The following is a 25,362-nucleotide window of genomic DNA, read 5'->3' on the forward strand; positions in this document are numbered from 1 at the left end:
GCTATAATTTATAATCAATCTAGTTTATCGAATTTATGAATAACTCCTTCAACATTTTTACCTGAAAAATTGTGCAAGATATGAAACACATTTTAAGCAAACAAAAAACCCCGCTCAAACGAGCGGGGTCGATCATTCATTATTTGCTTAATGAATCTTTAGCTTGGTCAGCTAGTGCTGTGAAAGCAGCTGCATCGTTAACTGCTAAGTCAGCTAACATTTTGCGGTTGATTTCGATACCGGCAACTTTAAGACCGTGCATTAATTTTGAGTAGCTCAAGCCGTTCATACGAGCTGCAGCGTTGATACGTGCAATCCACAATTTACGGAAGTCGCGTTTCTTTTGACGACGATCGCGGTATGCGTAGTTGTATGAATTCATTACTTGTTCTTTAGCTGTTTTAAATAGAGTGTGTTTAGAACCGTAGTAACCTTTAGCTAGTTTTAGTGTCTTTTTACGACGTTTACGAGTTACAGTTCCACCTTTAACACGTGCCATGTTTAATTCCTCCTAATAAATAAATCATTGAATTTTTTAAAGTTGTAAAGCGGGTTGCGCAATTATTTCATGCGTGCCAATTGTTGGCGGATACGTTTGTAATCGCCTTTTGATACCATAGACGCTTTACGTAATTGACGACGTTGTTTTTTAGTTTTTCCGTGGAAACGGTGACTTGTGAACGCGCGGAAACGTTTCAAACCGCCTTTACCAGTGCGTTTTACGCGTTTTGCTAAACCGCGATGTGTTTTTTGTTTTGGCATGACTAAATTTCCTCCTACTTTTCATTTCGCATACTCTTTAACTAGAGTCAAAGAAGCATTCTCAAAATTATTGCTAGTCTTTCTTCTCTTTCGGTGCAAGCACTAAGAACATGCTACGTCCGTCCATCTTCGCTTTTTGTTCCACTGTCGCGATATCGGCAGTTTCTTCAGCTAAGCGATCAAGAACTTTTTGACCAATATCTTTGTGGGTAATGGCACGGCCCTTGAAGCGGATCGAAGCTTTCACTTTGTCGCCTTTTTCCAAGAATTTACGTGCGTTACGAAGTTTTGTATTAAAATCGTTCAAGTCGATTGTTGGGCTCAAACGAACTTCTTTAACGTTGATCACTTTTTGTTTCTTGCGAGCTTCACGTTCTTTTTTCTGTTGTTCGAAACGATACTTCCCATAATCCATAATACGTGCTACCGGTGGTTTTGCACCAGGAGCTACTAGGACAACATCAAGGTTTGCTTGTTCAGCAATCTTTAAGGCTTCTACTTTCGATTTAACACCTAGTTGTTCGCCGTCTTGTCCGATCAAACGTACTTCACGTGCACGAATGCCGTCGTTAACCATCATATCCTTTGCTATGGTCATTCACCTCCAAATTTTTTGAGAGAAAAAAAGCGAATAAAAAAAACGAGTTCTTTACGAGCCCGCACGTAGTTCGACTCATCGAAAAGATCAGTCATTAACTATCTAGCCCAGCGAGATGTTCGCATAAGGCGAGAAGCGGGTGCTTCTGCTTTTATTTCTCAACTTTAATAGTATACAAGCTATTCTATCGAATGTCAACCTCTTAACGACTGTTTCTGATTATTTTCAGAAACTATCTATTGAATTTTCTTTAGTTTGTATGCTAACGTATATATGACAGAACACTCTACAACTTAAAAATTTATTCAATATAAAAAAGGACGTGATGCAATGGAACAATCTTTTCTCAAAGAATTGATTCATTACAAAAAACTAAAGGAATCACCATTTCGCTTGATCGGTGCTGGCCTTTGTATGATCAGTGTTTTATTCACCGGCTATTTATCACACCAACTAGCTATTTCTAGTTTCGGCTCATTAGGTATCTTCACCTTTCTCTATTATCAAAGACTCCCGCTAAAACAATTAATGTTGCGCCTGTCTGTCGTCGGCAGCTTTTTAACTGCGGCAAATTTTTTCGCCATGCTTTCGACTCACGCCGCTTGGACGGCGCCGATCGTCGTTGCTGCTATTGGCTTTTTAGGAAGATTTTTCTTTCGCTTATATGGAATTGCTAAGCCCGGTCCTTTTTTCATCGTCATGGTTACGGCCATGGGCGTAAGTACCAAGATTCCGCTAGCTAGAATTCCTGTAATGAGCGGCTACTTTTTTATTGGGGTTCTTTTCGCCATAGCGGTCGCTTTCGTCTTACATTTTGTAGAAAATGAGCCTTTGCCTGAGAAAAAAGCAGGTAAAACAATAATTGCGCGAATCAATGATGATCCTGCTGTCGTTATCGATAGTCTCTTATATAGTGGAATCTTATTTTTCGCAGTCTATCTAAGCATGGGCTTGCAGCTGAAAAATCCATACTGGCTCGTCGTTTCTTGCGCCTCCATTTTACAGGCGGATAACCTGCGGGCAATGGCCCATCGTAATGTCCAACGCATCTTTGGTACGATTATCGGACTGGCAATTGCCGCCTTTCTGCTGAATTTACCTTTATCAGTTTTCGAAACGCTGCTGATAATCACTGCCCTGTTTGTGACTGTTGAATATTTCGTTAAACGCAATTATGCGATTGCCCAGTTTTTTACCACTCCGATGGCATTGATGCTCTCCATGTTAGTCCGCCAGCAATATCTTTACTCCATGATCCAGTTCCGCTTTTTAGGAATCGTGATCGGCAGCTTATTAGGACTTCTAGCCGGCTGGCTGATGAGCACCAGTTTAGAATTTTACAATCGAAAATTTCATTCGAACTAGATAGAAAGATCGGAAAACCGAGTGTCCTCACTCGGTTTTTGCTATAATGGAGACATGAAAATTGAAGGAGGCTCCTCTATGTACCGATTGATTACTTGCGATTTGGATGAAACCTTGTTAGATAAAGGACGGCATGTTTCAAAACGAACGCAAGAAACCATAAAAATGGCAGAAGCGAAAGGTTTGGTCTTTGCGCCGGCAACAGGGCGTGGATTCTATTCAATCAAACAAACCTTGAAAGAATTAGATGCGGAAAATAAAGCAAATCACTATATGATCGGTTTTAATGGCGGTGTGGTCGTTGAAAATGAAGGTCCCACGATCATTAAGGATTTTCCTTTGTCATTTGATATTTTGGCGCGATTATTTGAATTTGGCTCAAACTATGATGTAGCGATCCACCTTTATACCTTTGATCAAACGTATGTCTATCATAGCAACCCGGAAGAAGACGCCTATCTTACGACGATCCCTCATGAGAAACGACTGGATGATGATATTCGCTTTCTGGAAAATCAAGTCTGCTATAAAGCGTTGTTCCAAAATTTGGACCGCAGCTACTTAGAAAAACTGGAACAAGAAATGCCGGCGGAGCTTCATGACCTGTTAGAGATCAGCTACTCTTCTAACCGTTACATTGAATTTAATCCCAAAGGTGTCAATAAAGGGGGCGCTTTGCAAACCTTGGCTGAACATCTCGACATCCCAATGAACGAGACGATCGCGATCGGGGACAACACCAACGACCTAGCGATGATCCATGCAGCGGAATTAGGGATTGCCGTAGCCAATGCTGTCCCTGCCGTAAAAGAAGCCGCGCAGCATACGACAATCGCTGATCACGAGCAAAGTGCTGTCGCTGAAGTCATCGAAACTTTTATATTATAGTAGTAAACAGTTATCTCTGTCTCATCTTAATGAATTTATTTTTCAAAGCAAAAAAGCGAAGCGATCAAATGATCGTTTCGCTTTTATCGTATTCTGCGCCATAAAATCAGGATCAGCCACACGGATAATCCCAGACTAATGATCAACGTTATGATCCATCCAACCTCAGAATGAGTGAATGGCAATGGCATGTTCATCCCAAAAAAACCTGTTACGATCGTCGGAATCGTTAATAATAATGACCAGATCGTCAAAATTTTCATCGTGTCATTCAGATTATTATTCAGCAAATTATTGTAGGTTCCTGATAATTGATCCAAAATCTCACTGGACAACCTCGTCATCTCCACTGCCTGCCTAGCCTCAATCAACGCATCATCCAGCTCTTCTTTTTCCTTATCCGTAAAACTGGAAAAAATCGACTGCACCTTTACCTGCTCCAACAGTACGGCATTCTGTTTGGTCGCAGTGACTAAATAAACCAAGCCGATCTCTAAATCAGAGAGCGCCAATAAATTCTTATTCGTCGTCTTTTCCCGCAATCTTTTATTCAATTGAATGCGCTGACTGTCTACTTCTTCCACCAGCGGGAAATAGTAATCAGAAATCAAGAACAATGTATGGAACAGCAAACTCGCCGTGCTTTGATTCGGCTCGTTCGCTAAGAGATTTTCGATGATATTCTCTACATATGACGTCCGTTCATTTACAAAAGAAAAAAAGTAATGGTCCTTTAAGATAAATGCCATCGGACTAGTTTCGTAATGATTATCCTTTTTTAAGAGGTTCGGCACATTAAAGATCAGAAGCAACGCTTTTTCCATCGGATCATACTCCACCCGCGCCCGTTCATTATCATCGAGCGCATACGTCAGCATCTCATCACTGATCGCAAAGCTGGTTCTCAATTTTTTTATCTCATGAGGTTGCGTAGTGTCTACATTGATCCACGAACACATCTCTTGATTGAATGTCTGTCTGCTGTCCATCAGAAACCTCCGTATATTGAATGGTAGTAATAGTATAACAAAAACTTCCGACTAGCATGAGTTCAATGCTGTTTCCCACCAACAAAATCAGTTAGCGCTAGAAATAGAAATATGCAATCGACCATAGTAAATCAAAAACAAAAGATAGCAAATTGTCAAAAGAATCACTGCAATAATATTCTTTTCAATCGAAACGTCATTAGAAATTGTTGCAAAGACATTGAATAGCCCGTGAAAAAGAATAACCGTGTAAATAGAGTGATTCGTATAATAGATTAATGAAAAGACGATTCCTAACAGCAGCGCATTGATAATCTGCAAAATCACTAAAATAAATGCCGTTTCTGGATTTAAACTACTAGCTAAATGCAACAGACCAAATACAATGCTGGAAAAAGCGATAACTGACTTTGGCGTTTTGTTCCTCAAAACATAGAAAAATATCCCGCGAAAAAAAGTTTCCTCAACAAAACCGACCAAGAGCATCTGAATAAGAATTAAGCTCAAAGTTAACAATGAAAGATTGAAGTTGATTCCTAAAACAGCTGGTTGAACCACTACGATCAACGCCATAAATCCAATTAGTCTTTTACTTGGAGAAGTTTTTTTGAAACCAAATTTTTTCAATGTTTGATCTTTTTTCTTCATGTATAGAAAGCTTGCCGCTCCACAAATTAGAAATGCTGCTATTTGACACAAGATTACACCATTATCATTTAAGTTGAACGCGATTCCCACCGCTGAAAATAAGCTGATTACCATTGTTAATGCAATTGATGCACCGATTAGTTTAAAATGTGTTTTGTTCATTTGAATAGCCTCCTGTTTGCTTTTTTTAAACTATAGCATGCAAAACAAAGCCAAAAACAAGTATAATTCCTGTATACAGGAATTACTGATAGGAGAACTTATGAACGCAGAAATTATTAAATCCATTCGCAAACAAAAGGGGCTTACTCAAAAGGAAATCTACACAGGTGTCTGCTCAAAAACTTTTTACAGTGATTTTGAAGCTGGAAAACATTCGGTTGAGGCAACAAAATTTCAAAGCTTTTTGACTAACTTAGGCATTAGCCAATCCGAGTTTAATTACTTCAAAGACAGTCGAATGAAAAACGAAGAAAAGTCTCTAACTGATGAAATTGATCAATTCTATAAAAAGGGAAACTTCGAAGCTCTTTATGAAGTCTTCGAAAACTATAATCAGGATTCTCGTACGGAGATACGATACCTGGCAATAAAAGCCTATTTATTAGTGCTTATCACCAATACCAACTTCTATAAATTCTCACGCACCCCTTTTTCGGAAATTCTTGCTTATTTGGATGCAATGAAAATGTGGACATTAAAAGAGATCAAATTAGGGAAACTTGTCCTCCTTTCTTATTCCGAAAAAGATAAAGCTAGCGAGAAAAAACTTTATACAAGACTTATTGATGAGCTGGCAAAATATGAAGCGTTTGATGCAAAAATATATTATGAAGAAATTGGCGATCTTTATTTCAATCGAATTCAATGGTTACTGATGATCAATCACATCCAAGAAGCAAAAAAATGCTTACACGCTTATAGTGAGGCAATCGCTAAGTCAGATAATTTGTATTTATCCTTACAGTTGCGTTTTATGACCTGCATCGTGAATACTTACATAGACTTCCCGAAGTATTCACAGGAACTATCAGAACTATTGGGCCAATTAAATAAGATGCCAACGTCAGAAACACATTTTTATAAAATTATCTCCCAATTACATATGGAAAAAGCCAAAAATTATTATCAAAGATACCAAGGCTAGCATCTATCTGTAATATCAAAAAAATAGTATAAAGACAATCCGTTAGTTGTCTTTATACTATTTTTTATATCCTGCTATTTAGAAATATGAACTGCCAAATTATTTAACTGTTACACCTTGGACTTCTAAAATTTTTTCATCAATCAACCGGAGTACTTCATCCCGCGCTGCCGCATCGTCAACAAAATTCAGACGGTCGCCGTCGATTTGAATTTTAGGACTTTCATTATACTCCTCATACCACTGATCGTAGCGGCTGTTTAATTCTTTATAGTAATCATATAAGGTCGGATCAAATTCCAATTGTTCATATTCCCGGCCGCGTTTTTGAATACGGTCCATCATCGTTTCAAAAGAAACACGGATGTGGACTAATAAATCCGGATGCTTTTTGTGAGCGGCATAGGGCAATTCCTGCATCATGTTCGCCAATAATTCATCATAGACCTTCACTTCTGTCTCAGTTGCTCGACCAAGATCAGCGTTCAAATGGAATAATAAAGAATCTTCATAGATTGAACGATCTAGGACATTGTTATCATCCTGCATCGCTTTTTTAATACTGTCAAACCGTTTATTTAAAAAGTAAATTTGCAATAAAAATGCATATTGTTCTGGATCAGCATAAAACAGCGGCAATACTTCATTATCATCAATTGATTCATAAAAAGCCTGACTGCCTAAATGCTCCGACAGCATCGCGGTCAAACTTGATTTCCCTGCTCCAATGGTTCCTGCTAATACGATCACGCTCATAAACCTCCAACTCGCTTCATACAAAATATAGTGCGTATTTTTCAACTTATCTAATATACCCCCAATATCTTGTGCCGTCAATCGAAATACTTCTAAAATAAATCAAATTTTTCTTCTAAGGAATGTTTAAAAAATCGTTGATTTTCAAAAACTTTTCAGTGGTTTCGTTTACTTGTAGGCATTCTCTGAGTAAAATGAGATAAGACTTAAATGGAATATTATTATCTTATAAAGTTTCTCTGTGCATTTTCAACTAAAGATAAAAAGAAATCGAATTGTTTTTACTATAGAATCAGATCAATTAAAATGAATATTAGTGGAATTGAATTTTTTTCTGACGAGACGAATTACTCTAAAACGAAATAGGGGTTTTTTTAATGAAATCGATTGGCACGGGTTATGCCAGCGGAAAAATCATATTAATGGGGGAACATTCGGTTGTCTACGGAGAACCGGCGATTGCCTTTCCTTTTTCTGGAACAGGCATCCAAGCAACGATCCGCGCAAATAAATTAGAATCATGGATCGAATCCAGTTTCTTCCACGGACCGCTTTCAGAAGCTCCGAATACGATGCGCAATGTTACGGTTCTGCTTTGGTATTTAGTGAAGCATTTTAAAATTCCAGAACCATTTTACTTAAAAATAGAAAGCTCGATTCCAGCAGAACGCGGAATGGGCTCTAGTGCGGCAGTTGCTGTCGCGATTACACGTGCCGTCTTTGATTGGATGGAAGAACCGGCAACGCAGGAAAACGTGCTGCATTTTGTAAACCAAGCTGAAGCAGTGGCACACGGTAATCCTAGCGGTATCGATGCAACAACCATCAGCGGTACTGAACCGATCCTTTATCAAAAAGGCATCGGCTTCCAGCCTTTTCAATTAAATATGGATGCTTTTTTAGTCGTCGCCGACACAGGTATTAAAGGACAGACGCGCAAAGCAGTCAAAGATATTGCGAAATTGATGGAGATGCGTCCCTATGAAACCAATAAACAAATGCGGACATTAGGCAAATTGACCAGACAGGCACAACAGGCAATTTCACAGAACCGCCCGCAAATTTTAGGCGACTGTATGAATCAAGCTCAAGGGTTATTGCGGCTATTAGGCACCAGCAATCGTCACTTAGATCACTTGATCGAAACGGCATTAGAAAATCAAGCATTAGGTGCTAAATTGACAGGCGGAGGCCGCGGCGGTTGTATGATCGCTCTAGCCGAAGACGAAACAAGCGGACGTCGACTGCAGCAAATCTTATTAGCTGCCGGCGCTCGAAATACATGGATCGAAGGGTTAGGTGTGTACGCGCATGTATAGCGGCAAAGCTCGAGCTTATACCAATATCGCCTTGATAAAATATTGGGGCAAGGAAAACCAAGAACTGATCATTCCAATGAACAACAGCTTGTCACTGACATTGGATGCTTTTTATACAGAAACAAACGTAACTTTTTCGGAAGACACGTCCGAAGACCTCTTCTATTTAGACAATCAACTGCAAGATTCGAAAGCGACCTTAAAAGTGAGTCGCTTTCTTGATTTAGTGCGGGCAAAAGCAGGCAGCTCCTTACATGCCGTCGTCAAAAGTCAAAACTTTGTCCCGACTGCAGCTGGATTGGCTTCTTCTGCTAGCGGGTTAGCTGCTTTAGCAGGGGCTGCCAGTGCAGCGTTAAATTTACAGCTTTCATCCGAAGAATTATCTCGTTTGGCTCGTCGTGGTTCCGGTTCGGCTTGCCGCAGTATTTACGGCGGCTTTGCAGAATGGCAAAAAGGCGATTCCGACGAGACTTCTTATGCCGTAAATATTCCTAGTGATCGTTTTGAAGATGAGTTAAGCATGATCTTCGTAGTTGTTAACGACGCGCAAAAAGATATTTCCAGCCGTGATGGGATGCAGCGAACTGTTGAAACTTCTGCTTTTTACGATGGCTGGCTGCAGACCGTACCGCAGGATTTGGCTAAAGCTAGAGAAGCCATCGCGGATAAGGACTTTACCGCGCTTGGCGAAGTGACCGAAGCCAGTGCTTTAAAAATGCACGGCACGACCTTAGCCGCAACGCCGCCGTTTACTTATTGGTCCGCAGAAAGTATGAAGGCGATGAATCTTGTTCGTCAAATTAGAACTAGCGGCTTGCCATGCTATTTCACGATGGACGCTGGTCCAAATGTTAAAATTCTTGTTGAACGAAAAAATGAAGAAGCATTATTGAACGCCTTAAAGGACCAATTTGACCCGCAGCAACTTGTTGTCGCGCATGCTGGTCCGGCAATTGAAGTCTTATCAGAGGAGGAAGCATAAATGATCGAAGTGACTGCACCAGGCAAGCTGTACATTGCCGGCGAATATGCGGTAGTAGAACCGGGACATCCAGCGATCATCGTTGCGATCGATCAATTTATTTCGGTCTCGATCGGTCCGGCAAAGAAAAGCGGCAGTATTCAATCCGCTCAATATAGCGACATGCCTATCCGCTGGACTCGTCGTAAAAATGAACTCGTCTTGGATATTCGTGACAATCCTTTCCATTATATTTTAGCGGCGATTCACTTTACCGAAAAATTCGCCCAAGAAAAAGGCAAAAAACTGGCTTTCTTTGATTTGAAAGTAACCAGCGAACTAGATAACTCCAACGGTCGAAAGTACGGCTTAGGTTCCAGCGGTGCTGTGACAGTAGCGACAGTCAAAGCACTAAACGCTTTTTACGAGCTAAATCTTTCACAGCTTGAATTGTTCAAGCTGGCTACCCTGGCCCACTTAAATGTTCAAGGCAACGGCTCATGCGGGGATATCGCGGCAAGCTGTTATGGCGGCTGGCTAGCTTTTTCGACCTTTGATCATGACTGGGTGCTAGACAAGCTGGCATCTGAAAAGATGGCTACGCTGATCGAAAGTGATTGGCCAAACCTGCAGATCGAACCTTTGCAGGTCCCAGAAGATTTGCGTTTATTGATTGGTTGGACCGGCAGCCCGGCGTCGACCTCTGATCTCGTGGATCAGGTCCATCGATCTCGCATCGAAAAGAAAACTTCCTACGAAAACTTTTTGAACGCCAGCAAAGAATGTGTAGATCAAATGATTCAAGGCTTCAAACAAAATGATATCGCCTTGATCCAAAAAATGATTCGTAAAAATCGCAGCTTATTAAATCAATTAACCAGTCTAAGCAACGTATCGATTGAAACCGAAGAATTGAAACGGCTGAATGATCTGGCAGAACAATATGGCGGTGCCGCTAAATCATCCGGCGCTGGCGGAGGCGACTGCGGGATCGTGATCGTTGATAAACGGGCAGGTATCCTGCCGTTGATGAGCTCATGGGAAAAGGCCGGCATCACGCCGCTGCCTTTACATGTCTATCATCTTACGGAGGATCGCCATGAATCGTAAAGACGAACATGTTTCGCTCGCTCGGGCTTTCCATCAAAAGCCGAAGGAAAATGACTTTGACGATGTTCGCTTGATCCACTCTTCTTTGGTGAATACTCGACCAGAAGAGATCGATCTAAGTACAGAAATTCTCGGGTTAAAGCTCAGCGCCCCTTTTTATATCAACGCAATGACTGGCGGCAGCGAGAAAACCAAGAAAATCAATCATGACTTAGCGATCATCGCCCGCGAAACGAATCTAATGATGGCGACCGGCTCAGTTAGTGCCGCTCTAAAAGATCCAAGCGTAGCGGATTCCTACACCGTCGTTCGAGAAGTAAATCCCAATGGCTTGATCTTAGGCAATATGGGGGCCGGCAGAACAAGCGACGATGCGAAAAAAATCGTCGACCTGCTTCAGGCGGATGGTTTTCAGATTCATCTGAATGTCCCGCAGGAACTGGTCATGCCTGAAGGGGATCGTGATTTTCATGAATGGTCAAAAAACATCGCAGAAACAGTCCAACAACTAGCAGTTCCAGTGATCGTTAAAGAAGTTGGTTTTGGCATGAACAGAGAAACTATCCATCAGCTGCAAGCGCTAGGCGTAAAAGCGGTAGATGTTTCAGGCCGCGGCGGCACCAGCTTCTCTCAAATCGAAAATGCCCGCCGAAAAAAACGCGAATTGAATTATTTAGATGACTGGGGGCAATCAACGGTGATCTCCCTGTTGGAAGCACAAGAAATAAATGACTTAACGATTTTAGCTTCCGGCGGTATCCGCAATGCCTATGACATTTTCAAAGCTCTTTGTTTAGGCGCCAAAGCGGTTGGTATTTCCGCTGGTATTTTAGATCACCTTATCAGTAATGGCATTGACGCTACGGTGGAAATGATCGAAGACTGGAAAATTCAGCTTCGGCGTTTGTACCTGATGACTGATAAAGCAACGACTGCTGATCTAGTTCACAACCCGATCATCCTGAGCGGTGCACCCAAAGAATGGTGTGAAGCCCGCGGAATCGATTATAAAAAATTAGCCCTACGCAGCTAAAAGAAGAGGCTGAGATCATTCGATCTCAGCCTCTTCGTCTGTAAAGATATTTTCCTGAATCATTCCTTGTGCCTCTTCGGCTTTTCCTTCAAGCAATGCTCGATAGATTTTATTATGCAAACTCGTATTGTCCTGATAATCTTCCATTCGCAATACTTGCTGACTTAAATGCAGTTTGATATCCGGCAGCAGCTCATTGTACCACTTAATCAAAAAAGGATTCTGACTCATAGCGACGATCTGCTGATGGAATGCCAGATCAGCCTCAATGTATTCAGAGAATTTCCCCGCCTCCAGCAAATGATTCCGTTGAAACAATACTTCTTTTAAACGCAGCAGGTCTTTCTCACTTTGATGAACTGTTGCCAGCAATACTGCCTGTCCTTCGATCATGGAACGTGCCCGCAAAAGATCACCAGTCGAAAACTCCCCGATACTGCCATTTTTAACAAAGGTTCCAGAGCCTTGCTTCACTTCCAAAACATTACTGAAGACTAGAATTTTTACTGCTTCTCGCAAAGTCGAGCGTCCAACACCGAAAATCTCCGCCAATTCCTTTTCGACCGGCAGCTTATCTCCGATCGTCAGCTCGTTTTGTTGAATGTAATTTTCTAACTGTTGAATCGTTTCGTTCACCAGACTCCGATTTTTCGTCATTTTCATAGCCTCTTCCTTGGATTGTCAGCAGCAAGATCCCGCCACACAAAATAATCATAACATATAAAAAGACATTGAAGGTTTGAAAAATATCTACCGTTACACCTAAAAGAATCGGAATCACTCCACCGACAATATAGCCAAAGGATTGTACCATACCAGTCCACAAGCTAGCTTCCATCGGATCATCACTCGCCCGCAGCGGTAGCAGCATAGCGATCGGAAAATAACCGCCCAAGCCAAAACCGAGCAAAACAATCCCGCCAATCAGCAAGAAAAAGTAACTCGTCAGCAAACAACCCACTCCCAGTAAAATCATGGCACCGCAGATCATTATCCAGCTGCGGGTACTCCCCCAATGATCCATCAACACCGGAATAATAAAGCTGAAGATCATTTGCACAATCACAAATATGGTCAAATACTGACTAGCATCAACGCGAGTGAAGCCTTTTTGAACAAGCAACTCCACTAGCCATGTACTAACACCATAAAACATCCCTGATTGCAGACCGAAGAACAAAACCATTTTCCATGCCTGAATCTTCTTTAATGGAAAACCATTTGAGACTGGCGATGCCGTGGCCACGTTCGCTGCCTTTTGTCTCATCACAAAATACCAGACACCGCCGGCAACGATCGCGAACACACCCCAGCTTCCCAACGCAAAAGACCAAGAATGTTCTGCTAATAAAAGACTAAATTTCGAAGCAGTCGCCGAACCGATCCCCATACTGATCGAATACACGCCGATTAGTAACCCTGTTTGCTGCGGGAAAAATTCTTTGATCAAACTTGAAAGCAGCGGTCCGATAATCGCGATTGAAAAACCGATCACGATAGCGGAAAGGACTAAACTCAAATAATTGGAAAGCAAACTCCGGCTGGCAGTCCCTATTGCCAGTAAAAACAAGCAAAGTAAAATGCTGCGATCACGACCAAACTGCTGCTGCATCCGTTTAACCCCAAAAGCCATCACTCCCATACAGATTACCGGAATACTCGTTAACAAGCTCACCTGAAAATTATTCAGCTGCAAATCCTGCTTGATCAATCCAATCAACGGCGGTATCGAAGAAATCCCCAAACGCAGATTCAAGGCTACGATAAAAACCACAAAAATCATTTTCTTATTTTTCATAAATTGCTCCTCTCTAAAATTCATCTGATGTATTTTGAATTCATCATATCATTTAGAAAAGAGCTTGGCAATTTTTTCTGAACATATCCAGCTCACCTTCGTAAAGTGTAGAAAGTTGGCATAAAAAAAAGAAACCCATGAATGGATTTCTTTATCTTCTAAGTAATCGTTGAAGCCAATTTTTCTTTTCGCCGATTCGAATGTTTCCGCTGATTTTTTTTGCATCCAGCATTGATTGGAAAAAGATATTGTCTTGTAATAATAATTGGTTGATAATCTGCAGACGTCTTAAATGTTTTTTCTTATGCTCATCAAAATCCAGATCTTCCGGCGGATTTTCAGATACCTCAAGCCGCGCATAGTCTCTTTGGACGAGCTTCATTAGTTCATATTGCTGTGTTAAAAGACGATTAATTTGTTTGATTTCAGGTAGCGTTACAGAAACTTTCGAATCCGAGGGAGCCAAGCGATTCAACGCGGCAACATAATCCTGCATATCCAACATAAAAATATGATTGGATTTGCTTGCCATTAATTTTTTCTCATTCGCCAAATAATCAATTAACGCACCTAATCGTGCATTTGATTCACCTAGTTCTTTTAACTCTCGTTTCAGTTTCTCCATGCCTTCGAACCCTTCCTCTTTTCCTAATTCTAGTCTATCGTTTTTCACAGCCTATAACAATCAAAGAGATTCATTTTATCTAAAAAAAATGAATGTTTTAAATAAAAACAATTAAATTTATTTTTTTCTAAAAAATACATAATGTTTCCGTGAACAGCCCGCAAAAAAAGAGCCCTCATAATGAGGACTCCTGCTAAGCTCTAAGCTTTGTAATCGTAAGCTGTTACGATGATTTCTTTCAACTCGCTGATCAATGGTTCTTTCGGATTAGCTGTTGTACATTGGTCTTCGTAAGCTAACTCAGACATACGATCAACTGTTGTATTCAATGTTTCTTGAGTCACGCCTTGCGCTTTCAAGTTCATGTCGATACCAACAGTTACACCTAAGTTGTAAACTGCTTCGATCAATGCTTCGACTAATTCTGCTGTTGTATTACCTTTAAGTCCTAAGAACTTAGCGATATCAGCGTAGTCAGTGTCTGCACGGAAGTAGTCATATTTAGGGAACATCGCATGTTTTTGCGGATCTTTGGCATTGTAACGGATGATATGAGGCAATAGAATTGCGTTCGTACGTCCGTGAGGAATCCCGTATTCTCCACCGATCTTATGAGCGATTGAGTGACAAATTCCCAAGAATGCATTGGCAAAGGCCATACCAGCCATTGCTGATGCGTTATGCATTTTTTCACGAGCTTCTGGATCAGCTGTTTTAACTGATGTTTCAAGGTTTTCAAAGACAAGTTTGATTGCTTGTAAGCTCAAGCCGCGAGTGTAGTCAGATGCCATAACAGATACATAAGACTCGATCGCATGAGTTAATACGTCCATACCAGTGTCAGCAGTTACTGAAGCAGGTACTGTCATAACAAATTGCGGGTCAACGATCGCTACGTCCGGTGTTAACGCGTAATCTGCTAATGGGTATTTCACGTGTGTTTCGCTATCTGTGATAACGGCAAATGGTGTTACTTCAGAACCTGTACCAGATGTTGTCGGGATACATACGAACTGAGTTTTTTCAGGTTTGCCGATATTGTACGTACGTTTACGGATATCCAAGAATTTTTGTTTCGCGCCGAAGAATGAAGTGTCTGGGTGTTCAAAGAACATCCACATACCTTTCGCCGCATCCATCGCTGATCCACCACCTAAAGCAATAACTGTATCAGGTTTGAAGTCATTGAACATTTCTAAACCTTTGTAAACAGTGTTTGTTGAAGGGTTAGGCTCAACATCAGAGAATACTTCGATTTTCACGTCATTTTTACGACGTCCTAGAACTTCGCGAACGATGTCAGCATAACCAAATTGAACCATACCAGGGTCACAAACTAACATAACACGTTCAACGTTTTCCATTTGTGTCAAATACAATAGAGAGTTCTTTTCGAAGTAGATTTTTGATGGTAATTTAAACCATTGCATATTATTTCTCCGTTTCGCTATAGTTTTAACATTGATTAAGTTAATAGCAGATACGTTCTTAGATACAGAGTTCTTACCGTATGAACCACAACCAAGAGTCAATGATGGGATCATTTCATTATAGATATCACCGATACCGCCTTCAGCAGATGGTGAATTTACTAAAATACGGCAAGCTTTCATACGCAAACCAAATTTCACTTGTAAATCTTCGTCTTCAGTATGGATAACTGCTGTATGTCCTAATCCGCCTAATTCAAGCATGCCTTGGCAAAGATCGAATCCATGTACATGGTCGTTTGCTTTGATCATAGCTAAAACTGGAGAAAGTTTTTCACGAGATAATGGGTAATCAGCACCCACACCGTCTAATTCTGCAATCAGAATCTTCGTGCCTGCAGGAACTTTGATGCCTGCACGTTGTGCGATATCTTCAGCTGAATGACCAACGATCGCAGGGTTAACTGCGTATTTGCCTTCGTTCATTACAGCGTCTTCTAATCTCTTCAATTCTGCTTTTTTCACTACGTAGACTTGATGTGCTTGGAATTCAGCTTTCACTTCTTCGTAGACTTCTTTGTCAACGATGACAGCTTGTTCAGAAGCACAGATCATACCGTTATCAAATGATTTTGATACGATCAAGTCGTTTACTGCGCGTTTGATTTTTGCAGTTTTTTCGATATATGAAGGTACGTTACCGGCACCAACACCTAAAGCTGGTTTACCAGTTGAGTATGCTGATTTAACCATGCCAGGTCCGCCTGTCGCAAGAACGATTGCTACGCCTGGGTGGTTCATTAACATTGATGTTGCGTCGATCGATGGCTTTTCGATCCATTGGATACAGTTTTCAGGAGCGCCCGCTGCGATTGCAGCATCACGAACGATACGTGCAGCTTCAGCTGAACATTTTTGAGCACTTGGGTGGAATGCAAATACGATTGGATTCCCTGTTTTCAATGCAATCATTGATTTGAAGATCGTAGTAGAAGTTGGGTTAGTTGTAGGTGTTACCCCGCAAACAACGCCGACAGGTCCGGCAACTTCAATTAAACCTTTTTGTTTGTCTTCACCGATTACGCCAACTGTTTTGTCATGCTTGATGCTGTTCCAGATATACTCTGATGCATACATGTTTTTGATTGCTTTATCTTCAACAACCCCGCGGCCAGTTTCTTCAACCGCCATTTTTGCTAACATCATATGTTTGTCTAGTGCAGCCATTGCCATTTCGTGAACGATATGGTCAACTTTTTCTTGATCGAAATCTTCCATTTCTTTCAGAGCAACATTTGCTTTTGTCGCCAGTTCATCAATCACTTGCTCAACGCTGATCGCGTCTTTTTCCTTTTCAATCGCTTTAGCCATGTGTATCCTCCTAAAAATTTTTGTGTTACTTTTCACATACACATCATACAACACCCGCAAACGTTTGTAAATACTTTTTGTGATTTTTTTCACACTAATACTTTTAATTATCAAATGCCATCATAACGCGAATTAAGTAACACATGCTTTTTTATCTCTTTCATGAACTATTCTATATTTAATAGAACTTTTTTCACAAATTATATGCAAGCCCAAACCTGAAATGTAGAGTTTCATTATTTAAAAACAGCAGTAGAGAAGTTTTTTTACTTCTCTACTGCTGTTTCACTAGCTTTTCATCAAACAGAAGCTTGCCCTACTCATGGTCTTTTTCAACTTTTCCAATGATTAATGATTTTAGCTGTAAAGTCTTCTAACGATTTAATTGATTTATCTGCTACCTTCTTACCTATACAATAAATACAGCTAGCTTTTATTAACTATTAGCAACTTGATTAGTAAGTATATCCTTACTGGTCAAGGCTCTATCTTCCTGATTCCGCCGAGTGGTAGAGGGCATTTTTATATTGTTTTCAAATACTCTATTTCTTCTTCTGTCCATTTTTTACGAACTAAAATATCTATTTTTTTTAAATCTTCAAATATCTTACCCCACTCTTTTGAAATTTTTACTGAATTAACATTCCATAATGGACCATTTATCATCTCAAACAATTCATTTCTTATATTTTTTGCCAGACTATAAATATCTTCATCTATAATTCCTTCATTTTTTAATCTATCTAAAGTATAAGGACTTAAATACGCTACGATATCTCCTAGAAAGTCTTCAAAAATGTAATTGTAAAGCTCTTGATCAGTCATATTTTCTAGATTATTTTTTATTTTCAAACTATTAAAAAAAACATTAAAAGATTCACCAATCGTTAATTCCTTCAAATTTCTCATCTCTATTCTATTATTACTAAAGTTGCTCCATCATCTGGTGTTGGAACATAATTATCACTAGGTTTTATTACCTTTACTTTTCCTGTTTTCCCCGATGAGAGCCCATAATATGATCCTGTATGGATACCTTCTCCTGGGTGATAGAATACCATTCCATCTCCTTAGCTTGTCTATCCAATTAGCTAGGAATCTTTTTTGATTCTAATTTTTTATGGTTTTTGACTGAGAATATAATCAATCCTAGACTTAACATCTACACTAGTTTCTACGACATCAAACTCTTCTTTGATTTTGGTAAGATAGACTTCAAAATCCTGTTTCAATTGATTAAATTGAACGTTTTCTGGATCAAACAAGTCATCGAAGTTAAAATCTAATTTTTTATATAAAAAATCAGGTAATTCTTTTCTAGCTATTCCTTCAAGAGCCAGAATAATCAAGTAAGAATATTTTATTGCCTTACTTTTATTTATATTCTGCCACTCTTCTTCAATAATTTTTGCACTAGCTTGTGTAAATGTAAATCCATCTACATTTATATATTCATCTAAATCTAGTTTAATAGCCTCTATCATCTCTTCATGTGTTGGCAATTCCCTCATCAACAAAGTACCTCATTTCAATATTAGAATGCTTCAACGTTTCTAAAAACAGGTCAAATGATTCTCCAACTCTAATCATAATATTTTTACCTCTCTTCTCATTTAGTCAATTCGTATCGCTGTTCCTCCACCTTCTCTATTAGTTTACTTTACGGATCTCATCCTCGATTTGAGATGAGAGTTATTGGGAAACCTTCGCCTATAATTGCTCCTGCCATAATTTAATTTCTCATAATAGTTAAGTTACTATCAAAATAATCCAAATCTGACGTGATAAATCAAAATTTGTCGTATACGGTAAAAAGTCGCTTGTACGACGAATACTAACGGCTGTCTTACCTGTTTAAGTCAAAAAAGCTCAACCATCTTAATTGATGACTGAGCCATATGATAATAATATAGCATTCAGGAAATCCGAATTTCTGTAAATTACGTACAATTAACTATTAGCAACTTGATTTTCAGTCTTGTAATAGAGTGCCATTTTTTATTTGATAAAAACTATATTTCCAAACTGCTCTTTACTTGTTTTAATAGTTCTATTAATTCACTTTCTTCTGAATTTTTTTCTACCTCCTTTTTTACATTCTCAGCTAAATAATTATAAAAAGTTTTAAAGTCTAAATACGCTATTTGATCTACTTCGACAGCCGGAGAACCTAATTCAACTAAAACATGTTTATCATCTAACGGTTTAGGTAATTGTGCCATATCGTAGTCATCTAAATCATTTTTAAAAGAAACAAAAACTATTTCTATTCCATATCCTTTTTTTTCTTTAAAAGCAGATAAAGCTTTTTTTAGATCTTTTCCACTTACTATTGAAAAATAGGTTAACATTAGTTGGTCTACACTTTTCTTATCATTTAAAATTTGAAATTCATTTTCCATAGTATCACAATCCAATCATTCTAGTTTAATACAGGGAAAAAGTTAGTTACTTCTCCTGCATCATTTAAATAACCTATAAACTTTACACCGTTTGGAGAAGTTCCAATAATTGTTCGACCATCTGGTTGGATTTTTCCATTATTCATGGCAGTCTGCCCCCATTCATACATTTGATTGTCACTAATTTTTGTTGGGTCATAAACTGTTTTAGGTTTTTCAATACTCTTATAAGTTACTGGCTCTGCAACATTACCAGTCATATCCTTTCTAGGTATTTTGTATTCAACTTCATAAATACCATCAATAGTTGGGTGTGGTTTTTTTGAAACAATCAAGTCTTCTGGATTAAACCCTTGATTTTTAAGCGCATTATTGAAATCATCCATATTATGACCACCGACAACACCTTTTTTAGTATTGACCGCCTCTACTTTTTTCAAATGATTCTTGGAATTACTTCCAAATTTGAAATTATTAGCCACACTGGTCTTTTTATACTTCCCAGTTTTCTTTCCTTTAATCACAGTACCTTTATTAATCGTCCTGCCTGCTTTGGTAGTAACTTTTACTTTCGTTACTTTTTTTCCAGCACTAAAGATTTCGCCAATTTTTAGAGCTTTTGCACCTTTTATTAGTATTTTTCCACCAATAAGATCCAAGAGTGTAAACCCTGCGGCCTTTATGCGACTATCTTTTGTTCCAGTATACCAATCTTTGCCCGTCGCAACTCGATAAAAGTCATTAATACCAGAGAGTTCTCCCAAATGGTATAAGCCTTCAATGGTTCTTTTCTTTACTCTATCCAGATTATATTTTTCCGACGCTTCTTTGTCGTAAACACCATCTACAAATATCTGGTAATAATACCCGTCGCCATTTACTTTTCCCGGTATCGTGACTTTTTTTACTTCAATTTTTTCATTTTTCGCGGCTTCTTTTTTCTCCCAAAGTGTATTAACATTTGCTGCCCAAGCCATCTCTTCTTGCTTAGGAACAGAGAAAGTTCCTGTACTCCCATTCCAACAAGTACCTGCTTGCTTTGCACCTGCATTCACTGCAGATTCCAGTGTCGCTATCTCCGAAAATATTGAAGGCGAAGAGGCATGAAACTTCATCAATTTTCTTAGTTTCTTCTCTAATTTCTTCTTCGCTTTTTCTTGGCCTTCTTTTACATTCTTAACGCCTCTCAATACTGATTTCATTAGTACGCCCATCTCTGGGTTAGCTGAGAGTGCTTGAATGATCGCATTCGCTGTATCGATCCCTTGTTGGTATTGTTGGATCTGTTCTTCTAGCTCAGACGATTTTAAGTCTGCGCTATCGACTTGGGATTGATAGTCGTCTGGAAATTTCTGGCAGGCTTCGGCTACCGCTTCCGATAGAAGCATACCACCTTTGGCTAAAGGCTGTAAAACGGCCGAAAAGTATTGTTTTGCAGAGTCGTAGGTTTTTCCCTGCAATTCTCCGCTGCTCATGACGAATTGGTTAATGGCTTGTTGCAGCTCTTGGTAGCCTTGGATTTGTTTTTGACACATCGTATTGACGCTGCTCGCCTGTGCTTGCGAACTGCCGACATACATATCAATGCTCATTGGTTTCCTCCTCGCTGTACAGTTTCTTCTTTTCTTTCGTTAGTGCGTGGTTTTGTTCTTCAAGTAATTGCTGTTCGCGCTTGATTTCTCGTTTTTCTTCTCCTAGGGCTTCCATCGCTTTTCCGGCATCGCGAGAAAAGAAGGAATAGATGTCATCAAATTCACGGCCGCCGTCGTTTTTTCGAAAGGTTTCCCGCGTTTTTTGCAATAGTTGTTGCGTTTTTCGGAAATAGGTGCCGATGCCGTCATTCAATCGGTCGACTGATCGTTGACGTTCATACAGCGCATCTCTTTTTTTCGTGATGTCTCTTTGCTCTCTTCGAATATCTTCTAATCGTTGTTCACTCATTAAAATTGCTTCCTTGTAAATAATTCTTTTCCGGCTTGATCGATCGCCTCAAAGTTTTTCGCAACACTATTGATATTACTTGACGCACTGCTTACTGCTTCGCTGACTTTCAGCACTGCATTGTATGTTGATTTCACCGCATTTTGAGCGGATTTATTCCCTGCAACAGTCGTTTGCGAATCACTTGTTGCAACACCGCCTGCGGTCAAACTGCCCGCCGCACTTTTCAATGCGCTGGCTCGTTGTTGGGCAACGCCTAGATTACTTTTTACCGCCATATTAATTACTCCTTTTTGAAAAAAGCACCAGCACGCAATGTACTGATGCTCTCATGTTTGATTAATTTAAGCCGAATGATCCAGCATCTTGGCGGTCGCGTTCTGCCACGGTGTCCGCGTATTTGTTTAGTTGTCCATGGATGCTTTCTAGCAGCTCTTCCATTTGTTTCACGTTGCCTTCAAGCTGATTGTATTGTTCCAAATAAGCTCGGAAGGCTTCCCCTTGCCATTGTTGTGAAATCGTCTGGTTCATTGAATTCACTTTGCGGATCGCGTCCTCGATTTGGGCTGAGGCTTGTTGGTAAACCTTCGCCTGTGATTTCAGCTGTTCGGGTGTGACTGTAATTGCTCCTGCCATAATGTAATTCCTCCTATATAGTTAAGTTACTGTTAGGATAACCCAGATTTGGAGCTAGAAACCAAAGTTCGTCGTATACGGTAAAAAGTTGCTTATACGACGAATGAAATGATATATATGGTAGAAAAATACTAAGGTGTATTTAAAAGCCCAGCGTTCCTCCTATAGAACAAGAAGAACGCTGGGCTTCTCTAGAGTTTGCACGGCAATCTGCTTGGACTGTTTGATTCCACGGTAAATAAGCTGCTAGTGCAGTTTTTGTTACATTTGGCAGATTGGGGATTTGTTCGAATAAGTAAACGAGGTAGTTTCTCGGATCTAACCCATTCTCTACCAGCTTGAGCGGTGCACAGACAACAGGAGTTATCCTAAGTGTCATTAAAACGGCTGAACTTAATGGTCTCAACAGTATGAAGTATCTTCAGTACTTATTTTAGGAGCAGCCAAACGTGCCTGTTCTTACAACGAAACATTTAGATACGTATCTTCCTTGGACAGCAGGCGTTCAAGATAATTGAAAAACGACTTTTGCCTGATTGTAGGGTAACAATCGGTCTAAAGGTCGTCTAGGTACTCAGTGGTTCGGCGCTTACGATATAATTAGTTTAACAATCATCGCCGAGACACTTTGCTATATGACGCTTACAGAATACTTACTTCTTTTTGACATACAAAAACTCCCTATAAAGTAGATTTGGAATTTTTGTTTTTTTCCTTGTCTACTTTATAGGGAGCATATCAAATTGGACTCGGCTTTCTCGTTTTAAAATTCTTCATTATAATATTACCCATTTGAAACAAGGGTATGAAGCGTATCGCTTTTCTGAATCCGGTCTAGAAGCTCTGGATTGATTCGATACCCTTTGCCCCACAACGTTTGGATCGCTTTGTTGGCTAAGTTCGTCGTTTCAAACTTGGTTTTGATCCGGGTGACCGTGCTGGATAATGAGGCCAAATGGGATTTATTGGCGTCATCGTTCCAGATTTGATGACAGATGGTTTCTCTGGTCACGACTTGGTTCCCCGCTTCAAGCAGGATCGACAAAATCCTTGTTTCGGTCGTAGATAAATGGTGCAGGACTTCTAAAAATTGATAATTGTCTTCCGGTGTTATCGTTTCTTTTTGCAGGACATTCGGACGAATCAACGAGACCTTATCCGATAATTGCACATATTTTCGATTCTCATATGACTGCTCATTTCGTTGGTTCTTCAAAGCGTATAGGCACTCCCGCAGTTCATCGACAGAATCCTCATTTGAGATGATGGCGTGGATCAGTGCTTCTTCTAAATACTGATGGTCCATTTCTGTTACTTTGGACTCCACTTTTCGAATAATGCGAATGGCGCTCTTGCGCAACAGTGGAACGAGCTCCATTATTTCCGATTCACAGATTGTTTCACTTAAAATGACATATTGAAAGAATCTAAAAAAATCTGATGTTCCTAATTGTTGGCAGCTGGTTTCAAGTATTCGTGCGGAACAATAGACTTCATAATTCAACGCCTGCAGCTTCTGTTGAATCTCTTGTTCGGTTAAAATATTTTTCGTCAGAATCAAGACTTGATTCATGCTAATCTCCCCTTCGTAGTTAAACCCTAATAATAATGATTCATCCAATCTCCTGAAGCACTATGTAGCCGGAAGAAAACAAGGCAGCCCTGCGCTCTTCCGATTGACTTACTGAAACTCTTTGCGTGACAACACAGAAACCTTTGGATACTCATAGCGACCCTTGATTTCCTCTAAATCCGGCACATCACTTTGCGCCAACTGATCCACACGGGTCTTCATTTCTTCATAGATGCTCATGATCGTTTGACGGGATTCGTCGACTTCACACGAAATTTCTTTGGCCCGGTCATGGATCGTTTGTAATTCGGCTTCCGAATCCTTCACAATGCGTTGGGCATCCATCTTGGCTTTTTCCACCATCCGATTCGCTTGGCGGCGAGCGGAGATCAAGACTTCACCGATCTCGTGTTGGGAATGGATCGCTTCTTGTTTTAATTGGTCATTCTCGTTTCGAAGCTCGGTAATCTGTTCTTGTAAACTCGCGATCTGCTCACTTTCAATCACGGTTTCTTGATGCTTCTGATCTTCGATCAATTGTTGCACCAACTCTTCTTTTTCCAGAATCTGTTGGTCCTTATCGGTAATCAAGTGATCCAATTGAGCCACCAATTCTTCTTTTTTGGTCAAGTCAGCGGTGATGCTATCCATTTGGTGTTCAACTTGTTGGATGGCTTCTTGGTAACGGCGTTCGCCGTCTTGCTGGCTCAGAGCGAACTCGTGAAGCTGTTTCTTGGCTTCTGCCAGATCGGCTTCCAACGAATGATAATTTTCCAACGAAGTTTTTAAGGTGTTCACTTCTTCTTCGGCTTGTTCCAGTTGTTCTTTTAAGTAGCCGGTTTCTTTATTGTCCTGCAGGCGTTGGATCTCTTGGCGATTTCGGCGAACCTCTGTCTCTAAGTCTTGAATCTGACGACGGTTCTCGGCTTTTTCTTCGCCCGTTCGCAGAAGGGCTTGTTTGTATTTTTCATTTTCTTTTGCTAGGCGCTGCTTTTCTAAGGCCGTGTCTCGTTTTACTTGTTCAAGCTGCTCGTCTTTTTCAGCGATTAGACATTTCAGTTCCGCGGTCTCATCGGTTTCTTTCTTCACAGGCTGCTCGACCGTTCTTGGTCGGTCTTCGATCATGATCTCTTCTTCTGGCACCGAATTGATCTCATCGATGATGTTTTTATTGAAAAACCAGCCATTCTTTTTTTGTTGTGCGTTCATACAGACTCCCACTCCTCTTTCTTTACTCTTCTTCTTGGATCAATGTAAACTCTTCGTCGGCCTTCTCGCGTGAAAAGGTACAGCTATAGGTCTTTTTCTTATTCTTATCATTCATTAAATTCATTTGGAAAGTGATCTGGGTTAACTTCGTCACATCCTTCGCTTCTTTCGCGAAGGATGTGACGTTGTCTTTGATCTGTTGGCGATTCTCCTCACTGCCGGAATCCCCCGCTAATGCAATGTTCAAGGTCTGCGTTGGAATATCCAGTACGATCAAGGTCGTGGATAGACCAAAGTATGGTTTCACTTTCGTCGACAAATCGCTTTCCGTTTCGTATTGTTTTTCTCGATTTTCCTCTGAGAATAATTTATCCCATGGATAGTCCTTCAAGCCGATCCCCTTAGCAGGGTAGGCTTTAATTGGCAGCTTGGTGATAATCTGTTGCTGCTCTTTTTTTAGCGTGTATAGTTCATCCTTCAACTGATTGCTTCGCTCGGTAACAACGTGCACTTGATTTTGCATCTGAAAAAGCCCATAAGTAGTCAGCAATAGACCCACCGCTAAAAATAGAATGAGGATCAATAAAGCAGAAACATGCTTTTCTTGCTCTGCCTGTTTGACATACTCCAGCTTTCGCTGGAATGATAGCGGCGTATCGGGCGGTAAGTTTAGTCGTTGCAGCTGCACTTTAATGATCATTCGCCGAAACCAAACAATGAGTATCAAAATGACCAGCCCTACGCTCATCCAATTTATGATCAAAATGTTCGTTTCCCCTTTTCTCTCTCTAGTTTCGTTTC

27 protein-coding genes and 1 other annotated feature are annotated in these 25,362 nt (G+C 40.2%); of the genes, 7 read left to right on the forward strand and 20 right to left on the reverse strand.

Annotated features, from left to right (window positions below; genetic code table 11):
• Positions 1 to 139: 139 nt before the first annotated feature.
• The 3 genes from rplT to infC form a co-directional block, all read right to left on the reverse strand.
• Positions 140 to 499 (reverse strand): 50S ribosomal protein L20, encoded by a 360-nt coding sequence (gene rplT, locus FFR60_RS05030; protein WP_137663307.1) that lies wholly within the window; start codon positions 497 to 499, stop codon positions 140 to 142.
• 62 nt (positions 500 to 561) lie between these two features.
• Complete coding sequence (gene rpmI / locus FFR60_RS05035) at positions 562 to 762, reverse strand: 50S ribosomal protein L35 (RefSeq protein ID WP_010747119.1); 201 nt, start codon at positions 760 to 762, stop codon at positions 562 to 564.
• Between the two features lie 73 nt (positions 763 to 835).
• Positions 836 to 1,360 (reverse strand): translation initiation factor IF-3, encoded by a 525-nt coding sequence (gene infC / locus FFR60_RS05040; protein WP_088934317.1) that lies wholly within the window; start codon positions 1,358 to 1,360, stop codon positions 836 to 838.
• A 28-nt stretch (positions 1,361 to 1,388) separates the two neighbouring features.
• Positions 1,389 to 1,517: a sequence feature (ribosomal protein L20 leader region), on the reverse strand.
• A 173-nt stretch (positions 1,518 to 1,690) separates the two neighbouring features.
• Between infC and FFR60_RS05045 the strand changes: the two genes are divergently transcribed.
• Positions 1,691 to 2,725, forward strand: a complete 1,035-nt coding sequence (locus FFR60_RS05045; protein WP_137663308.1) for an FUSC family protein — start codon at positions 1,691 to 1,693, stop codon at positions 2,723 to 2,725.
• A gap of 78 nt (positions 2,726 to 2,803) precedes the next feature.
• Positions 2,804 to 3,613 (forward strand): Cof-type HAD-IIB family hydrolase, encoded by an 810-nt coding sequence (locus FFR60_RS05050; RefSeq protein WP_137663309.1) that lies wholly within the window; start codon positions 2,804 to 2,806, stop codon positions 3,611 to 3,613.
• Between the two features lie 83 nt (positions 3,614 to 3,696).
• Here FFR60_RS05050 and FFR60_RS05055 read toward each other — a convergent pair whose 3' ends face one another.
• Both FFR60_RS05055 and FFR60_RS05060 read right to left on the reverse strand, forming a co-directional pair.
• Positions 3,697 to 4,602 carry a magnesium transporter CorA family protein gene (locus tag FFR60_RS05055; RefSeq protein ID WP_088934314.1) on the reverse strand — a complete coding sequence of 302 codons (906 nt, stop codon included), beginning with the start codon at positions 4,600 to 4,602 and terminating at the stop codon, positions 3,697 to 3,699.
• A gap of 87 nt (positions 4,603 to 4,689) precedes the next feature.
• A complete protein-coding gene (locus FFR60_RS05060; protein ID WP_137663310.1) occupies positions 4,690 to 5,412 on the reverse strand; it encodes a CPBP family intramembrane glutamic endopeptidase in 723 nt (240 codons plus the stop codon).
• Positions 5,413 to 5,449: 37 nt separating this feature from the next.
• On the opposite strand from FFR60_RS05060, the gene FFR60_RS05065 reads away from it, so the two are divergent.
• Positions 5,450 to 6,397: a helix-turn-helix domain-containing protein gene (locus tag FFR60_RS05065; RefSeq protein WP_249354951.1), complete on the forward strand. Its 948-nt coding sequence runs from the start codon at positions 5,450 to 5,452 to the stop codon at positions 6,395 to 6,397.
• Between the two features lie 99 nt (positions 6,398 to 6,496).
• Here the strand turns inward: FFR60_RS05065 and FFR60_RS05070 are convergent, their stop codons facing one another.
• Complete coding sequence (locus tag FFR60_RS05070; RefSeq protein WP_137663311.1) at positions 6,497 to 7,153, reverse strand: deoxynucleoside kinase; 657 nt, start codon at positions 7,151 to 7,153, stop codon at positions 6,497 to 6,499.
• A gap of 377 nt (positions 7,154 to 7,530) precedes the next feature.
• Between FFR60_RS05070 and mvk the strand changes: the two genes are divergently transcribed.
• From mvk to fni, 4 genes are read left to right on the forward strand one after another with little or no spacing between them, the layout of a single operon-like run.
• Positions 7,531 to 8,472, forward strand: coding sequence for a mevalonate kinase (gene mvk, locus FFR60_RS05075; RefSeq protein WP_088934310.1), 942 nt, complete (start codon positions 7,531 to 7,533; stop codon positions 8,470 to 8,472).
• Positions 8,465 to 9,454 (forward strand): diphosphomevalonate decarboxylase, encoded by a 990-nt coding sequence (mvaD, locus tag FFR60_RS05080; protein WP_137663312.1) that lies wholly within the window; start codon positions 8,465 to 8,467, stop codon positions 9,452 to 9,454. The genes mvk and mvaD overlap by 8 nt, the downstream gene beginning before the upstream one ends.
• Entirely contained in the window at positions 9,455 to 10,543 is a 1,089-nt protein-coding gene (locus FFR60_RS05085) for a phosphomevalonate kinase (protein WP_137663313.1), read from the forward strand.
• Positions 10,533 to 11,576, forward strand: coding sequence for a type 2 isopentenyl-diphosphate Delta-isomerase (fni, locus tag FFR60_RS05090; RefSeq protein WP_137663314.1), 1,044 nt, complete (start codon positions 10,533 to 10,535; stop codon positions 11,574 to 11,576). The genes FFR60_RS05085 and fni overlap by 11 nt, the downstream gene beginning before the upstream one ends.
• A 15-nt stretch (positions 11,577 to 11,591) precedes the next feature.
• Here fni and FFR60_RS05095 read toward each other — a convergent pair whose 3' ends face one another.
• The 14 genes from FFR60_RS05095 to FFR60_RS05160 form a co-directional block, all read right to left on the reverse strand.
• The gene (locus FFR60_RS05095; RefSeq protein ID WP_088934306.1) at positions 11,592 to 12,233 is read right to left on the reverse strand and encodes a FadR/GntR family transcriptional regulator; all 642 of its coding nucleotides are present in this window, start codon (positions 12,231 to 12,233) and stop codon (positions 11,592 to 11,594) included.
• Positions 12,148 to 13,374 (reverse strand): MFS transporter, encoded by a 1,227-nt coding sequence (locus tag FFR60_RS05100; RefSeq protein WP_137663315.1) that lies wholly within the window; start codon positions 13,372 to 13,374, stop codon positions 12,148 to 12,150. The genes FFR60_RS05095 and FFR60_RS05100 overlap by 86 nt, the downstream gene beginning before the upstream one ends.
• 151 nt (positions 13,375 to 13,525) lie before the next feature.
• On the reverse strand, positions 13,526 to 13,999 hold the full coding sequence (locus FFR60_RS05105; RefSeq protein WP_088934304.1) for a hypothetical protein: 474 nt from the start codon (positions 13,997 to 13,999) through the stop codon (positions 13,526 to 13,528).
• Between the two features lie 200 nt (positions 14,000 to 14,199).
• Positions 14,200 to 16,800: a bifunctional acetaldehyde-CoA/alcohol dehydrogenase gene (adhE, locus tag FFR60_RS05110; RefSeq protein ID WP_088934303.1), complete on the reverse strand. Its 2,601-nt coding sequence runs from the start codon at positions 16,798 to 16,800 to the stop codon at positions 14,200 to 14,202.
• Between the two features lie 522 nt (positions 16,801 to 17,322).
• Positions 17,323 to 17,700, reverse strand: coding sequence for a hypothetical protein (locus FFR60_RS05115; protein ID WP_137663316.1), 378 nt, complete (start codon positions 17,698 to 17,700; stop codon positions 17,323 to 17,325).
• Between the two features lie 218 nt (positions 17,701 to 17,918).
• Positions 17,919 to 18,311, reverse strand: coding sequence for a hypothetical protein (locus tag FFR60_RS05120; RefSeq protein ID WP_137663338.1), 393 nt, complete (start codon positions 18,309 to 18,311; stop codon positions 17,919 to 17,921).
• Between the two features lie 501 nt (positions 18,312 to 18,812).
• A complete protein-coding gene (cdiI, locus tag FFR60_RS05125) occupies positions 18,813 to 19,202 on the reverse strand; it encodes a ribonuclease toxin immunity protein CdiI (protein ID WP_137663317.1) in 390 nt (129 codons plus the stop codon).
• Positions 19,203 to 19,222: 20 nt separating this feature from the next.
• The gene (locus tag FFR60_RS05130; protein WP_137663318.1) at positions 19,223 to 20,794 is read right to left on the reverse strand and encodes an EndoU domain-containing protein; all 1,572 of its coding nucleotides are present in this window, start codon (positions 20,792 to 20,794) and stop codon (positions 19,223 to 19,225) included.
• Positions 20,784 to 21,143 (reverse strand): DUF3958 family protein, encoded by a 360-nt coding sequence (locus FFR60_RS05135; RefSeq protein ID WP_137663319.1) that lies wholly within the window; start codon positions 21,141 to 21,143, stop codon positions 20,784 to 20,786. The genes FFR60_RS05130 and FFR60_RS05135 overlap by 11 nt, the downstream gene beginning before the upstream one ends.
• On the reverse strand, positions 21,143 to 21,421 hold the full coding sequence (locus tag FFR60_RS05140; protein WP_088934297.1) for a TIGR04197 family type VII secretion effector: 279 nt from the start codon (positions 21,419 to 21,421) through the stop codon (positions 21,143 to 21,145). Before FFR60_RS05140 ends, FFR60_RS05135 begins: the two co-directional genes overlap by 1 nt.
• A gap of 61 nt (positions 21,422 to 21,482) precedes the next feature.
• A complete protein-coding gene (locus FFR60_RS05145) occupies positions 21,483 to 21,779 on the reverse strand; it encodes a WXG100 family type VII secretion target (protein ID WP_010742512.1) in 297 nt (98 codons plus the stop codon).
• A 784-nt stretch (positions 21,780 to 22,563) separates the two neighbouring features.
• The gene (locus FFR60_RS05150) at positions 22,564 to 23,352 is read right to left on the reverse strand and encodes a helix-turn-helix domain-containing protein (protein WP_137663320.1); all 789 of its coding nucleotides are present in this window, start codon (positions 23,350 to 23,352) and stop codon (positions 22,564 to 22,566) included.
• 108 nt (positions 23,353 to 23,460) lie between these two features.
• Complete coding sequence (locus FFR60_RS05155; RefSeq protein WP_137663321.1) at positions 23,461 to 24,561, reverse strand: coiled-coil domain-containing protein; 1,101 nt, start codon at positions 24,559 to 24,561, stop codon at positions 23,461 to 23,463.
• A gap of 22 nt (positions 24,562 to 24,583) precedes the next feature.
• Positions 24,584 to 25,324 carry a hypothetical protein gene (locus FFR60_RS05160; RefSeq protein WP_249354952.1) on the reverse strand — a complete coding sequence of 247 codons (741 nt, stop codon included), beginning with the start codon at positions 25,322 to 25,324 and terminating at the stop codon, positions 24,584 to 24,586.
• Between the last annotated feature and the right edge of the window lie 38 nt (positions 25,325 to 25,362).

It is taken from the genome of Enterococcus hulanensis (genome assembly GCF_005405485.1).
GTDB classification, from domain to species: domain Bacteria; phylum Bacillota; class Bacilli; order Lactobacillales; family Enterococcaceae; genus Enterococcus_A; species Enterococcus_A hulanensis.

What these genes read in the sequence shown, in the direction of transcription:
- FFR60_RS05135 (WP_137663319.1), bottom strand. Translation starts at nt 21,143, where the DNA reads ATGAGTGAACAACGATTAGAAGATATTCGAAGAGAGCAAAGAGACATC.
- mvaD (WP_137663312.1), top strand. Translation starts at nt 8,465, where the DNA reads ATGTATAGCGGCAAAGCTCGAGCTTATACCAATATCGCCTTGATAAAA.
- FFR60_RS05105 (WP_088934304.1), bottom strand. Translation starts at nt 13,999, where the DNA reads ATGGAGAAACTGAAACGAGAGTTAAAAGAACTAGGTGAATCAAATGCA.
- FFR60_RS05140 (WP_088934297.1), bottom strand. Translation starts at nt 21,421, where the DNA reads ATGGCGGTAAAAAGTAATCTAGGCGTTGCCCAACAACGAGCCAGCGCA.
- rplT (WP_137663307.1), bottom strand. Translation starts at nt 499, where the DNA reads ATGGCACGTGTTAAAGGTGGAACTGTAACTCGTAAACGTCGTAAAAAG.
- FFR60_RS05065 (WP_249354951.1), top strand. Translation starts at nt 5,450, where the DNA reads ATGCAAAACAAAGCCAAAAACAAGTATAATTCCTGTATACAGGAATTA.
- FFR60_RS05060 (WP_137663310.1), bottom strand. Translation starts at nt 5,412, where the DNA reads ATGAACAAAACACATTTTAAACTAATCGGTGCATCAATTGCATTAACA.
- FFR60_RS05120 (WP_137663338.1), bottom strand. Translation starts at nt 18,311, where the DNA reads ATGAGGGAATTGCCAACACATGAAGAGATGATAGAGGCTATTAAACTA.
- adhE (WP_088934303.1), bottom strand. Translation starts at nt 16,800, where the DNA reads ATGGCTAAAGCGATTGAAAAGGAAAAAGACGCGATCAGCGTTGAGCAA.
- FFR60_RS05070 (WP_137663311.1), bottom strand. Translation starts at nt 7,153, where the DNA reads ATGAGCGTGATCGTATTAGCAGGAACCATTGGAGCAGGGAAATCAAGT.
- FFR60_RS05095 (WP_088934306.1), bottom strand. Translation starts at nt 12,233, where the DNA reads ATGACGAAAAATCGGAGTCTGGTGAACGAAACGATTCAACAGTTAGAA.
- FFR60_RS05145 (WP_010742512.1), bottom strand. Translation starts at nt 21,779, where the DNA reads ATGGCAGGAGCAATTACAGTCACACCCGAACAGCTGAAATCACAGGCG.
- rpmI (WP_010747119.1), bottom strand. Translation starts at nt 762, where the DNA reads ATGCCAAAACAAAAAACACATCGCGGTTTAGCAAAACGCGTAAAACGC.
- infC (WP_088934317.1), bottom strand. Translation starts at nt 1,360, where the DNA reads ATGACCATAGCAAAGGATATGATGGTTAACGACGGCATTCGTGCACGT.
- cdiI (WP_137663317.1), bottom strand. Translation starts at nt 19,202, where the DNA reads ATGGAAAATGAATTTCAAATTTTAAATGATAAGAAAAGTGTAGACCAA.
- FFR60_RS05150 (WP_137663320.1), bottom strand. Translation starts at nt 23,352, where the DNA reads ATGAATCAAGTCTTGATTCTGACGAAAAATATTTTAACCGAACAAGAG.
- FFR60_RS05100 (WP_137663315.1), bottom strand. Translation starts at nt 13,374, where the DNA reads ATGAAAAATAAGAAAATGATTTTTGTGGTTTTTATCGTAGCCTTGAAT.
- mvk (WP_088934310.1), top strand. Translation starts at nt 7,531, where the DNA reads ATGAAATCGATTGGCACGGGTTATGCCAGCGGAAAAATCATATTAATG.
- FFR60_RS05155 (WP_137663321.1), bottom strand. Translation starts at nt 24,561, where the DNA reads ATGAACGCACAACAAAAAAAGAATGGCTGGTTTTTCAATAAAAACATC.
- FFR60_RS05050 (WP_137663309.1), top strand. Translation starts at nt 2,804, where the DNA reads ATGTACCGATTGATTACTTGCGATTTGGATGAAACCTTGTTAGATAAA.
- FFR60_RS05045 (WP_137663308.1), top strand. Translation starts at nt 1,691, where the DNA reads ATGGAACAATCTTTTCTCAAAGAATTGATTCATTACAAAAAACTAAAG.
- FFR60_RS05085 (WP_137663313.1), top strand. Translation starts at nt 9,455, where the DNA reads ATGATCGAAGTGACTGCACCAGGCAAGCTGTACATTGCCGGCGAATAT.
- FFR60_RS05130 (WP_137663318.1), bottom strand. Translation starts at nt 20,794, where the DNA reads ATGAGCATTGATATGTATGTCGGCAGTTCGCAAGCACAGGCGAGCAGC.
- FFR60_RS05055 (WP_088934314.1), bottom strand. Translation starts at nt 4,602, where the DNA reads ATGGACAGCAGACAGACATTCAATCAAGAGATGTGTTCGTGGATCAAT.
- fni (WP_137663314.1), top strand. Translation starts at nt 10,533, where the DNA reads ATGAATCGTAAAGACGAACATGTTTCGCTCGCTCGGGCTTTCCATCAA.